The sequence below is a fragment of the Acidisoma sp. S159 genome, assembly GCF_009766125.1.
Taxonomy (GTDB): Bacteria; Pseudomonadota; Alphaproteobacteria; order Acetobacterales; family Acetobacteraceae; genus Acidisoma.
In genome coordinates this window covers 173105-185242 of the sequence record NZ_LMUG01000045.1, presented here as the reverse complement: position 1 = coordinate 185242, position 12138 = coordinate 173105, and the positions used below count along the sequence as shown (strand labels likewise).

Annotated in this window: 11 protein-coding genes; 3 read left to right on the top strand and 8 right to left on the bottom strand. The window is 66.5% G+C overall.

Annotated elements, in window-relative coordinates; genetic code table 11:
• Positions 1-37 precede the first annotated feature (37 nt).
• Positions 38-874: a carbon-nitrogen hydrolase family protein gene (locus GSQ92_RS14045; RefSeq protein WP_158803792.1), complete on the bottom strand. Its 837-nt coding sequence runs from the start codon at positions 872-874 to the stop codon at positions 38-40.
• A gap of 29 nt (positions 875-903) precedes the next feature.
• On the bottom strand, positions 904-1347 hold the full coding sequence (locus GSQ92_RS14040) for a hypothetical protein (RefSeq protein ID WP_158803791.1): 444 nt from the start codon (positions 1345-1347) through the stop codon (positions 904-906).
• Positions 1348-1476: 129 nt separating this feature from the next.
• Here GSQ92_RS14040 and GSQ92_RS14035 point away from each other — a divergent pair, with 129 nt between their 5' ends.
• The 3 genes from GSQ92_RS14035 to GSQ92_RS14025 all read left to right on the top strand — a co-directional run bounded on the left by GSQ92_RS14035 (position 1477) and on the right by GSQ92_RS14025 (position 3873).
• Positions 1477-2598: an aminotransferase class V-fold PLP-dependent enzyme gene (locus GSQ92_RS14035; protein ID WP_158803790.1), complete on the top strand. Its 1122-nt coding sequence runs from the start codon at positions 1477-1479 to the stop codon at positions 2596-2598.
• Positions 2595-3539: a Gfo/Idh/MocA family protein gene (locus tag GSQ92_RS14030; protein WP_159013620.1), complete on the top strand. Its 945-nt coding sequence runs from the start codon at positions 2595-2597 to the stop codon at positions 3537-3539. The genes GSQ92_RS14035 and GSQ92_RS14030 overlap by 4 nt, the downstream gene beginning before the upstream one ends.
• 109 nt (positions 3540-3648) lie before the next feature.
• Positions 3649-3873, top strand: coding sequence for a hypothetical protein (locus tag GSQ92_RS14025; RefSeq protein WP_158803788.1), 225 nt, complete (start codon positions 3649-3651; stop codon positions 3871-3873).
• Positions 3874-4062: 189 nt separating this feature from the next.
• Here GSQ92_RS14025 and holA read toward each other — a convergent pair whose 3' ends face one another.
• From holA to GSQ92_RS13995, 6 genes are all read right to left on the bottom strand, one after another.
• On the bottom strand, positions 4063-5076 hold the full coding sequence (holA, locus tag GSQ92_RS14020) for a DNA polymerase III subunit delta (protein WP_158803787.1): 1014 nt from the start codon (positions 5074-5076) through the stop codon (positions 4063-4065).
• 25 nt (positions 5077-5101) lie between these two features.
• On the bottom strand, positions 5102-5692 hold the full coding sequence (gene lptE, locus GSQ92_RS14015) for an LPS assembly lipoprotein LptE (protein ID WP_158803786.1): 591 nt from the start codon (positions 5690-5692) through the stop codon (positions 5102-5104).
• Between the two features lie 5 nt (positions 5693-5697).
• Positions 5698-8328: a leucine--tRNA ligase gene (gene leuS, locus GSQ92_RS14010; RefSeq protein ID WP_159013619.1), complete on the bottom strand. Its 2631-nt coding sequence runs from the start codon at positions 8326-8328 to the stop codon at positions 5698-5700.
• A gap of 76 nt (positions 8329-8404) precedes the next feature.
• Complete coding sequence (locus tag GSQ92_RS14005; RefSeq protein WP_158803783.1) at positions 8405-8974, bottom strand: DUF3576 domain-containing protein; 570 nt, start codon at positions 8972-8974, stop codon at positions 8405-8407.
• 164 nt (positions 8975-9138) lie between these two features.
• Positions 9139-10428 carry a porin gene (locus GSQ92_RS14000; protein ID WP_158803782.1) on the bottom strand — a complete coding sequence of 430 codons (1290 nt, stop codon included), beginning with the start codon at positions 10426-10428 and terminating at the stop codon, positions 9139-9141.
• Between the two features lie 479 nt (positions 10429-10907).
• Positions 10908-12131 carry a porin gene (locus GSQ92_RS13995; RefSeq protein ID WP_158803781.1) on the bottom strand — a complete coding sequence of 408 codons (1224 nt, stop codon included), beginning with the start codon at positions 12129-12131 and terminating at the stop codon, positions 10908-10910.
• Positions 12132-12138: the final 7 nt, after the last annotated feature.

The window sequence follows — 12138 nt, the reverse complement described above, 5'->3', positions numbered from 1 at the left end:
CGCTGAAGGGCCGAACGGTTGAGCGCCTGGGTCGCGCTCACGCAAGCTTCCGGTGGTCGAGCACCGGCATGTCGCGCCGGACCTTATCGGTGATGGTGCGCTCGGCGCGGCCGGTAACCCAGCCGACCCCGTCAGACGCCAAGGCAACCACCTGGCCCCATGGGTCGCAGAGCAGCGAATGGCCATAGGTGAAGCGCGGTTCGCCGGAGCCGTCGAAATGGCGGCCCCAACAGGCGGCGGCGGCGATCCAGCACTGGGTTTCGATCGCGCGCGCCCGCAGCAAGACCTCCCAGTGATCCTTGCCGGTCTGCAAGGTGAAGGCGGCGGGCAGCATGATGATGTCGGCGCCGGCGCGACGCAGCTTCAGGAAAAGCTCGGGGAAGCGGAGGTCGTAGCAGATGGCGAGCCCGACCGTGACATCCTGCAGCTTGAAGGTGACGATATCGCTGCCGCCACGGAAGACGGCGCTTTCGCGGTAGCCCTGCCCGTCCGGCGTCGTGATGTCGAAGAGGTGAATCTTGCGGTAGCGGGCGATTTCGCTGCCGTCCGTGTCGAAGACCAGGGTGGTGTTGTAGAGGCGGTCGCCCGCGCGTTCGGCGATCGAGCCGCCATGCACATGGATGCCGTTGGCGCGCGCCACTTCCCGCAGGAACTCGTAGGCCTCACCGCCGGGCTCGTTCGAGCCGGGGGGCGGAAGATCCTCGGCCTCGCGAAACTTGGTTTCCCGGTCGCCGCCGAGGCAGGACCACATCTCGGGCAGCGAGATCATACGCGGGCGGCCATCCGCCAGCGCGCCCTGAATCAGGTCGCGGGCCTGCGCGATATTGGCGGCCTTCTCCGCGCCGGGACTCATCTGGATGACGCTGATACGCAAACTAGCCTCCTGGGCGCGCGTTTCTGGGCTCAGTCGAAGCGGGGCTCCGTGCGCGAGGTCCGCCCCGGCTGATCCCGAGCGGGGCGGCTCGCGCGCGACGAGCGATCCCGGCCGTTGCCGTTGTCGTTGTCGTCGTAGGTATAGGGGTCGCTGTCGGCGGCGGGCGGTACCGGAGGCCGCGAATAGGCGACCGGCGCGTAGGACGGGTTGGGCGCACGGGAGGGCACGGGCGTGAGGTCGTAGGCGTCCTCGTCCGGACGGTAGCCACCTCGCACCGGCTCGCCGAGGCGTAGCGACAGGGTGCGGATCTCACCCTGAAGCTCATCCAGCCGCGCCTCGATGACATCGAGCCGCCCCTTCACGCCGATGACGCTGAAGGGCATCAGGAGGAACAGCAGGGCGTAGAGAATCGCCGGGACGAGGACCAGGATCGGCACCCACCACGGCAGCCAGGACGGCAGAGTGAACGGCATCGACATATTTCCCCTCTACCAGCAATCGCACGGAACTGCGATGCCCGGACTCGCCTGATCGATGCCCGGAAACCCTGCCCTATTTCGCACCTCCGGCTATCATGCCCGGCAGGGGAGAACGATACGCTTATGCTGCTGCTGATACCTGGCCCAGTCATGACCCATCCCAGCGTGAGAGCGGCAGCCAATGCTGATATCGCGCCTTGGGACAGTGAGGAACGCGCACGCATTGCGCATTTGCTGGAGCGTTTGCGCGACCTGGCGGGCGGTGACGCCGGAACGCATGTGGCTCTACCCCTGCCCGGCTCAGGCCATTTCATCATCGAGGCGGCGATACGCAGCTTCGTGCGGCCGGAGGGCGGCATCCTCATCCCCGAGACCGGCCAATATGCCGACCGGATGATCCGCCTCGCGCGGGAGATCGGGCGGCGCGTCGTCACCCTCCCCGCGCCGCTCGACCGGCCCATCGTGCCGGAGGCCGTGGCCGAAGCCCTGGCCGCCGATCCGGGCCTCAGCCATGTCGGGCTCATCTATAGCGAGACCAGCACCGGCATTCTGCATGATCCGGAGGCGATCGGCGCGGTGGTTCGCGCGGCTGGGCGCCGGATGATTCTCGACGCGGTTTCCGCCTTCGGCGCGCTGCCGATCAGGGTCGCGGATCATCCGGAGATCGATGCGCTGGTGTTCACGCCGAACAAATGCCTGGAGGCGCTGCCGGGTTTCTCGGTCTCAGTTTCGCCCACCGCGCGGCTGGAGGAGGCGCGCGGCAAGGCGGGTAGCTGGTCCTTCGACCTTGGCGACCTTTACGACAACGGGCGCGTCAACGGCTTTGGTTCGAGCCGCTTCACGCCCTCGGCGCAGTCGATGGCGGCGTTGGCGGTGGCGCTGGATCGATTGGAAGCTGAGGGCGGCCCACCTGCGCGGCTCGCGCGATACCGCGCCAATATGACCGCGCTGCGCGGTGGGCTGGAGGAAATCGGCATGGGCTTCTTCCTCCCACCGGCGCTGCAGGGGCCGATCGTGCTGAATGTGCGGGCGCCTGATACGCCCGAGTGGGATCTGCAGCGTTTCGTCGATGCGCTGAAGGCGCGCGGCGTGCTGATCAGCAATTTCCGGAATACCGAGGCGCCGAGCTTTCGGGTCGGCGCCATCGGCGCGATCACCCCGGCGGATATGCGGATGGCCGTGGCCGCGATGTCCGGGGCTTTGCATGACCTCGGCCTCGCCCCTTTCCTTGGAGACAGACGATGACAGCTACCCGCATCGCCATCACCGGCCTCGGCAAAATCGCGCTCGACCAGCATGTCCCGGCCATCACGGGCAATTCGGATTTCGAGTTGGTCGCCATCGTCAGCGGCCGAGGGGCGACGGTGAATGGGCTGCCGAGTTTCCCTGATCTCGGCACACTCCTCGCCGCGCTGCCTGAGGTCGAGGCGGTCGCCTTGTGCACGCCGCCGACCGGGCGGCTGGCGCTTGCCATAACGGCACTGCGGGCGGGCAAGCATGTGCTGCTGGAGAAGCCGCCCTCGGCCACGCTCGCCGAGGCCGATGTTCTGGCGGCTGTGGCGGCGGAGACCGGGCAGGTGGTGTTCGCGACGTGGCACTCGCGGTTCAACCCGGCGGTGGAGGAGGCGCGGCGGCTCCTCAAGGGTCGGCGGCTGCGGCGGCTGCATATCGATTGGCGCGAGGATGTGCGGCGCTGGCACCCCGGACAGGCCTGGATCTGGCAGCCGGGCGGATTCGGGGTTTTCGATCCGGGCATCAATGCTTTGTCGATTGCGACCGCGATCACGCCCTCGCCGCTGCATGTTTCGGCGTCGCGGTTGGAGATTGCTGGCAACCATCAGACGCCGATCGGCGCAGAGCTGACCTTCGACACGCCCGACGCTTTGCCCGGCAGCCGCCTCACCGCGGTCTTCGACTGGCGAAAGGAGGGCGAGCAGAGCTGGACCATCGAGGCAGAGACCGAGAGCGGGGTGCATCTCACGCTTACCGAGGGTGGGCGGTGTCTGGCGGTGGATGGGGTTCCGACAATCGAGGCGCCGTCGCGGGAATATCCGGCGATTTACGAGCGGTTCGCGGCGCTGCTGGCGGCGGGGGCCTCCGATTATGATCTCCGGCCGCTGCAATTGGTGGCGGATGCGTTTCTGCTCGGTGAGCGGCGCGGGGTGGCGGATTTCGACGCGGGTTAGGTGGCAGCTCGGACTGCGCCTTCTCGTCATGGCGGGTTAGTCGTTCCAATTTTTGCGATGGTGCTTTAGCGTTCTGGCCATTCCAAACGCCGATTAGCGAGATACCGTAATGGGCACTTTGCTCTATCGCCTCTTTACCCTGGCCGCCTTTTTCTTCGTCGCCTCGGGGATTATCGCGGTGCTTTTGACCGAGTTCGGCAATGACAATGGCGTGGGGCTCGTCGCCGGGCTGCCGATCGTGCTGCCGTTCATCCTGGCCTCGCCGCTGATCTATCTGACGGGCTGGTCGATCCGCTGGATTTCCGGCGCGCCGGCAGGCAAGCGGGCGCGGTAGGCCGTTTGATGATCTATGATTGAACTGCGACCCGAAGGTTCGTCATGGCACGCGAAGGCGGGGCGGCCCCCCGCGTGCCATCCACGCCTTACCTTCGTCATGCGAGAAGCCGTGGATGCCCCGCCTTCGCCGAGCATGACGTGAGGACGTTGAGAACGGTTCAAACCAGAGACATGCCGCCCCAAACTCTCAACGGGCGCGCATCCTTGCCGCGCGGCGGGCGATGGCGAGGATGGCGGCGTGGGCGACTGCCTCCGCAGGTAGGCCCGTGCGTTTGCATTGGAGTTCGGCTTCGCGGAGGGCCTGCTGGATCGCCGCGATCGCGGGCAAGCGCCACAGCTCCGCCGCCTCCAGCATTGCCCTTTCGCGGCGGAAGAAGAGCGGCGGCCGCAGCATCTTGACCGCCTCGGCGGCGGTTCGGCCGGACTCCCGGGCGGCGGCGACGCGGGCCAGGCGATCCATGTGCCCATGGGCCGCGCGCACCAGCCCGACCGCCGAACCACCCTCGGCGAGTGCCGTGGCCGCCGCGCGATCAGCCTCGGCGACCGCGCCCCGGGTCGCGGCGAAAAGCGCGTCTTCCGCTGACAGCTCGGCCTGGTCGCCGACGATGGCCTGGACCGCCGCGAGATCGACCGTTCCGGCTTCGCCGGCATAGAGCGTGAGTTTTTCGACCTCGCCCCGCACGGACCCCCGGTCGGCCCCGGCGTGATCGGTGAGCCAATCGAGTGCGTCGGGGGCCACCGGAACATTCTGGGCGTCGAAGAGCTTGCGTAGCGTCGTCTTGAGCGCCGTGCCCTCTTCCACGTAGCAGGCGAGCGCGGCGACGTTGCGCTCCTTCTCCGCCCAGGCGCGCAGCTTGGAGCGGGGCGGCAACTCGCCCGCTTCGAGGATGAGGAGCGAGCCGTCCTTCGCCGCGCAGGCACGGGCGAGCGCCGGCGCCAGGTTGTCCCCGGTCTCCCGCACGCGCACCACGCGGCGGCCACCTGTGAAGGAAAGCGCCGCGGCTTCGCCTTCGAGCGTGGAACCGTCCGGCCGCATGAGTTCGGCGAAGCGGAAAGGATCGTCGAGACTGCCCAGCACCGATTTCGCCAACCCCTCCGCCCGTTCGCGCACGAGGCCGGAATCGGGGCCGTAGAGCAGCAGGGCGCGGAGGCCGGAGGAGTCACGAAGCAACCCGGCGAAGTCGCGGGCGTCGAGTTTCATCGGTGGGCGGCCGAGCCGTCCGCCGTCACGCCGGCTTGCCCTGCTCCTGCGCGCGGCCGGTCGCGGTGAAGTAATGCGCGAGGCGGAGGGTGATCTGGTCGGCCAGCGCATTGGCGAGGCGCTTGTGGACGGTCTCGACTTCGAGATCCTGCGCGAAGGGCTGGTTGTCGAAGCTGTTGAGGCCATCGACCGCCTGGGACACGGATTTCGTCAGCAGCGTGTGGTCGGTATCCTGGGCGTTCAGGCTCCAGGCGGCGACGGCGATGATGCGGGCATAGGTCGTCGTGTTGTCGTTAAGCAGGCCGAGACCAATGCTGCTGATGTTGTAGCGGATCACGAGGTCATAGCGCGTAATCTCCGCCGTCTGGCCGGCCTCAAGCCGGTCCTGCAGGGCGTAGCGGAGAAGCTGGCCGTCCCGGTCCGGGATAAAGCCGACCTGCACCTCGCGCAGATGCTGCTGCACCGCGGCATTCGCACCGTCGCCACCGAAGGCGTTCGGCGCGTAGAGGGGATGGATACCGCAGCCCGCGAGGCTCGCGGTGGTGGCCGCCAGGCCGCCGAGCCGCAGGAAGCCCCGGCGCCCCGCCAATCCGACCATTTTTCGCGGCTGTGCCATCCGTCTCACCCTGCGACGACGAAATTGACGATGCGGTCCGGCACATGGATGCGCTTGACGACACGCTTCCCCTCGAGCAGCCGGGCGACATTGGGCTCGCGCTCTGCTGCCGCCAGCACCTGGTCAGCGGGGCTGCCAGGCGCCATCGTGACGGTGCCGCGCAGCTTGCCCATCACCTGCACACCGATCGTGACCTCGGCCACCGCCGCGAGCGCGGCATCGGCCTCGGGCCAGGGCATCTGGGCGACGAGGGTTTCGCCATCCGGCCGCAGCAGCGCGTTCATGGCTTCCGCGAGATGCGGCATCATCGGCGCGGAGAGGCGGATGGCGGCATCCAGCGCCTCGGCGCGAGCTGCCGCGAGGCTGGCATCGGCGGGATTGGCGGCGGCCGACTTCTCGGCGTCCGCCAGCGCGGCCGCCAGTTCGTAGAGACGCGCCACCGCGACGTTGAAGCTGAAGGAGTCCAGCGCCGCCGTGACGCTCGCGATGGCCTGGTGGGTGGCCCGGCGCAGCGTGCGTGTGGCATCGGTGGGCGGCTCATCCGGGAAGACCGGCGAGAGCGCGCCGATGCCTTCGGCGAGGCGGTAGAGGCGTTGGGTGAAGCGATAGGCGCCGGCGACGCCGGCTTCGGTCCACTCCATGTCCCGCTCAGGCGGATTATCGGAGAGGATGAACCAGCGCGCGGTGTCGGCGCCGTAGCGGTCGATGATGGCGCCGGGATCGACCGTGTTGCGCTTGGATTTCGACATCGCCTCGACCCGGCCGACGGTCACCGGCTCGCGCGTGTCGGTCAGCACCATCCCGCCATCGGGGCCGCGCGTGATCTCGTCGGGGTAGAGCCAACGGCCATCGGGGGCGCGGTAGCTCTCATGCGTCACCATGCCCTGGGTGAAGAGGCCGGCGAAGGGTTCGGTAACGGCAAGGCGGCCGGTCTCGCGCATCGCGCGGGTGAAGAAGCGAGCGTAGAGCAGGTGCAGGATCGCATGCTCGATGCCGCCGATATACTGATCGACGGGCAGCCAATAGTCGGTGGCGGCGCGATCGGTGGGCTCGGGCGCTTCGGGGCTGCAGAAGCGGGCGAAATACCAGGAACTGTCGACGAAGGTGTCGCAGGTGTCGGTCTCGCGTGTCGCCGGCTTGCCGCAGGTGGGGCAAGCGACGTGTTTCCAGGTCGGGTGATGGTCGAGCGGGTTGCCCGGACGGTCGAAGGTCACGTCCTGCGGGAGAACGACGGGAAGCTGATCGGCGGGGACCGGCACGGCGCCACAGGCGGCGCAGTGGATGATGGGGATGGGACAGCCCCAGTAGCGCTGGCGGCTGATACCCCAGTCGCGCAGGCGCCAATTGGTCTCGCTCTCGCCCCAGCCCATTTCCACAAGGCGGTCGATTGCGGCGCGCTTGCCGGATTCGACATCCAGCCCGTCGAGGAAGCCCGAGTTCATCAGGCGGCCGGGGCCGGTATAAGCCTCGCCGCCGGTCTGGGGGCCATCGGGCGGCCGCACCACGGGTAGGATCGGCAGCTCGTAGGCGGTGGCGAAATCCCAGTCGCGCTGGTCATGCGCGGGGCAGCCGAAGATGGCGCCGGTGCCGTAATCCATGAGCACGAAATTGGCGATCCAGACCGGGACGCGCCGATCGGGGTCGAAAGGATGGCGCACGGTCAGGCCGGTGGGGAAGCCGCGCTTCTCGGTCGTCTCGATGGCGGCGGCTGTGGTGCCGAGGCGGCGGCACTCCGCGATGAAGGTGGCGGCGTCAGGATTTTGTTCGGCCAGGGCAAGCGATATGGGGTGCTCAGGCGCCAGGGCCATGAAGGACATGCCGAAGAGCGTGTCGGGGCGGGTGGTATAGACCTCAATCTCGGAGACGCCCTGGGCGGGCTCGGTGAGCGGGAAGCGCACGCGGGCGCCCTCGCTCCGGCCGATCCAATTGGCCTGCATAAGGCGCACACGCTCCGGCCAGCGGTCCATCTCGTCGAGCGACGACAGCAGGTCGGGCGCGAAGCGGGTGATGCGGAAGAACCACTGCGAGAGCTTCTTCTTCTCGATCAGCGCGCCGGAACGCCAGCCGCGCCCGTCGATCACCTGCTCATTGGCGAGGACGGTGCCGTCCTTGGGATCCCAGTTGACCCAACTCTCCTTACGCTCGACCAGCCCATTGGCGAGGAAATCGAGGAAGAGGCGCTGCTGCTGGCCATAGTAGCGCGGCTCGCAGGTGGCGAATTCGCGCGCCCAGTCGAGCGAGAGGCCCATGCGCTTCAGCTCGGCGCGCATGGCCGCGATATTGTCCCAGGTCCATTGCGCGGGATGGATACCGCGCTCGCGCGCCGCATTCTCGGCGGGCAGGCCGAACGCGTCCCAGCCCATCGGATGCATCACATTGAAGCCGCGCGCCCGGCGGTAGCGGGCGACGACATCACCCAGCGTGTAGTTGCGGACATGCCCCATATGGATCTTGCCCGAGGGGTACGGGAACATCTCGAGCACATAGTATTTCGGGCGGGAATCCTGCGGCCGGTCGGCGACGGCGAAGCAGGCGCGGTCCTCCCAGGCCTTCTGCCAGACGGCATCGGCGGCGCGGAAGTCGTAGCGGGGGGGCAGCGGCACTTCGGCGGCGGCCGTTTCGGGTCGGTCGTTCATGCGCCGTGTATCCGCCAACTTACCCTATGGCGGCAATATGGTCCGGCGCGCCGCGGCAATTTGCCCGGCGGCCGTGTCAGTTGGCGGCGTTTTGGATGCGGAGTTGCCGGGCGCGGGCGAGAACCTTGTCCTCGATCTGCTCGTTGGTGCCGGGCGCGATGGTGGAATCGATCCACTGCCCGTTCGTGTTCACCTGCTTGAAGACAGCGACGCGCACGCCATCCGCACGCAAATCCTGGCCGAGGATATAGGCGGTCGCCTTGTAGCGTTCGCCGGTGTCGCCGGGCGGCTGATACCAGTCGGTGATGATCACGCCGCCGAAGGGATCGGCCGAGGAGAGCGGCATGAAGGAAAGCGTGTCGAGCGCGCCGCGCCACAGATAGGCGTTGACGCCGATACCGGCGCCACCGCTGCCGCTGCTATTGCCGTGCGGGTTCTTGTTGACGCCGAAAGTCAGGCCAGAGGTGCCGAACAATCCGCCGCCGGTATTCTTGTAACCAGGCCCGACGGTCTGGTCGCCGTTGAGCACACTGGGATCGACCGGTTTGGATTCTCCTCCGCAGCCGGCAAGCGCCAGCGTGCCCAGAAGACCAGCCGCGGCGGAGACCCGCGCAACGTCAAGAAATGTGGCCCGTATCGACTTCATCGCATGCGCCCGGAACTTTGGTCCGCGCGAACGCGCGGGGGTGCTCTGTAGCCTTGGAAGCCTCGCCTGCCAAGCGAGAACCAAAGCGCCCGACAAGACAAAGGGTGACGGGACCTCGGTCCCGCCACCCTTTTTAGACAATCCGCAGAGGATGCGGGGTCAGCTTACCACTGGATCTGGGTGCCGACGCCGAAGAGCTGCGACTGGACGTAGTTATGCTCGGTGCCTGCGGCGAAGGTGGCAAAGTCATAACCACCCTGCTTGCGCCAGCCGTAGTCGTAGTCGACGAAGAGGTTCACGCCAGGAACCAGCGTATAGGTGCCGCCGGCGGCGAAGCCGTTGTTGACCTGCTGGCCGGTGGTGAGGCCCGCGGCGGTGATCGTGGCACCGCTGCCGGCGTCAACACCATTCGGGAGATCACCCGTCGTGTTGAAGTTGAACCAGCTGGCGCCGACAACGACCGGGCCAATGGTGTACTGCGCGCCGACCAACCACCCGAGGGCGTTCACACCACCAGCAGGCTCAAGCTGGAAGTTGTAACCCGTGACCTGGTTGAAGGCACCGTAGACGGAGTTGCCACCGATCGTCAGGCCGGCGAACGTCGCCGTGACACCACCCGAGAAGATGCTCATCTGGTGGAAGCTGGTGGGCGTCACGCCAGGCTGCGGCGCGCCGGTGTAGTTGGTCGTGCCGGCGTTGATATAGTCCGCGCCGATCTGGAGGCCGACCGGGCCGAAAGTCTGGGTGTACTGGCCGCCAACGTCGATCAGGTTACGCGGCTGAGCCGTGGTCGAACCTCCGGAGACCGAGATGTTCGGCGAAGAGGTGACGGCATCCGTCGAGTTCTCGGGAGTGTGGTTCGGCTCGAAGCCAAGGCCGAACTGGAAGCCCGCGATGGTCGGCGACAGGTAGACGATCTTGTTCGTCTCCTGGCTGAAGCCGCCGTTATCGACGAAGGGATAAACGACTTCGGCCGCAGACGGGATAATGGCGGGAAGATCGCCCCACCAGGCGCCGTCGTTGAAGCCTTCAAATGTGCCGGTTTCGAAGAGGACGACCGGGCCGTTTTCCTGGCCGAAGCTGACCTGACCAAGCTCGGGCAGGCCGAGGTAGCCATAGGCCTGATGGACGAACAGCGTCTCGGCGCCGGCACTGGAGCCGCCGTTGATACGAATTTCGGCCGCGGCACCATAATGCAGGCCGTTCGCGGCGACGCCGTCGAAGCCCGGATAGAGGCGGAGGTAACCAAGGAAATTGGTCGTGCTGGTCTTGGTGCCGTCGGCCTGGGTGTCGAGCGACGAGCCCTCGATGCCGGCGTACCAGTTAACTCGGCCGTTCAACCGGACCGTTACGGTGCCGGGAGCAGCCGACGTGCTCTGGGCTTCAGCCTGAGTGGCGAGAACGCCAGCTGAAACACTCAGCGTAGCCACGGTGGCCAGCAGGAGCTTGCGCATTCATTCCTCCTATTTCGCCGGAGGTTTCCCCGGCCGTCATGACACTTCGCCTCAAGCTTCATCCGGTGCTTGCGCCAGCAGAGGCGAAGATCGGCTTGGAAGCAGCGGGCGGATAATGGCGCGACGGTGGCAAAGACCGCAACGGTCTAGGAGGAACGGGAATGACATTTACGAAACACTGTGTCTAAAACGCCACAACGCCGCCCATGAGTTTTTGCGCAGTGTGCAGGTGCAAAAAGATCAGGTGGCCGGTGGGACCTGGCCGCCCCGGAAGCGATCGTTGTCCTCAGGCCACACTGGCCGAGCCGGGCCGCCGTTATCCTCAGAGACCGTTTTAAAATGCGCTGCTCGCGCATTTCCGGCCTCTTTGGGCGCCGCATGCAGAGACGGGAGCCTGCGTTCGCACAAAAAGAAAGAGGCGGCCGGTGTTACCCGGCCGCCTCTTTCTCAGTCGTTCTCGGCCGCAATGGCCGGGGTGGTTACCAGTAGATCCAGGTGCCGAGCGCGAAGACCTGAGCCTGCATGTTGTTGAAGTCGGGACCGACCTTGCTGGTCTGGAAGTTGAAGTCACCCTGATGGCGCGTGCCATAGAGGTAGGAGGCAAAGAGCTTCACACCGGGCACGAGAATATAGGTGGCGCCCGCCGCGACACCGGTTTCACGACGCTGGCCTTCCAGCGCGGGCGTCGTGAAGTCACCGGTGCTTTGGTAGTCGAAGTAGCTTGCGCCAAAGCTGAGATGTTTGATGGCGTATTGCCAGCCGGCCATCCAACCCAGAGCGTTCGTGCCGCCCGAGGGCTCCGGCTCGAATTGGCCATTCATGCTGCCGAATTTGGTGTTGCCGCCGATCGTGAAGCCGGCATAGCTCAGCTCAAGGCCAAAGCTTCCGACATTCATGTTTTTGTAGGGCTGGCCGTCCGTCGCATCGCTGTCATTGACATGACCAGCGGTGAGGTAGCCGGCGGAGGTATAGAGGCCGAAGGGCCCCATCACCGCCTTGTAGCGGCCGCCTACCTCGAGCGTATTGCGGCGGATGTCCACCGCTGTCGGCTGGGAGACCACCGCGGGGCTGTCATTCTCGGCGACGTTGTTCGGCTCGAAGCTGGCGCCGAAGCCGAAGCCGCTGAAGTCAGGCGAGATGTAGTCAATCTTGTCCGTCGCGCGTTCGTTGTTCGTCCAGGTAAAGGGATAGACCGGCGTTGCCGCCTTGCTGACGAACCAGTTCTGGATGTCACCGTTCCAGCCGCCGTCATCGAACGAGAGATCGTTACCCTCGAAGCGACCGCTATCGTAGAGGTAGAGCGCGCCTTCCTGCTGACCGAAGCGGACGATACCCGCCTGCTTTAGTCCGAGATAGCCGAAGGCCCGCAAGACATAGAGTGTCTCGTCGTTGGCGGTGCCGCCCATATTCACGCGGAGTTCGCTCTGCGCGCCGTATTGCAGGCCGTTCGCCGCGACGCCGTCGAAGCCCGGGAAGAGGCGGAGATAGCCACCGAAACCGGCGCCAGAGAGTTTCGTGCCCTCGAAGCTTTGGCCGCTGAAGCCGCTTACGCCGGCAAACCAGGAGATACGGCCGTCTAGGCGGACGGTGACGGATCCGGGCGCCATGGTCATAACGGGATTCGACACCTGGGCCTGAGCCGCCCCTGCGGCACCTAGGCCGAGCGCCAGGAGGGCGGCGGTGGCCAGCAGACTGTTTCGCATAGACTTC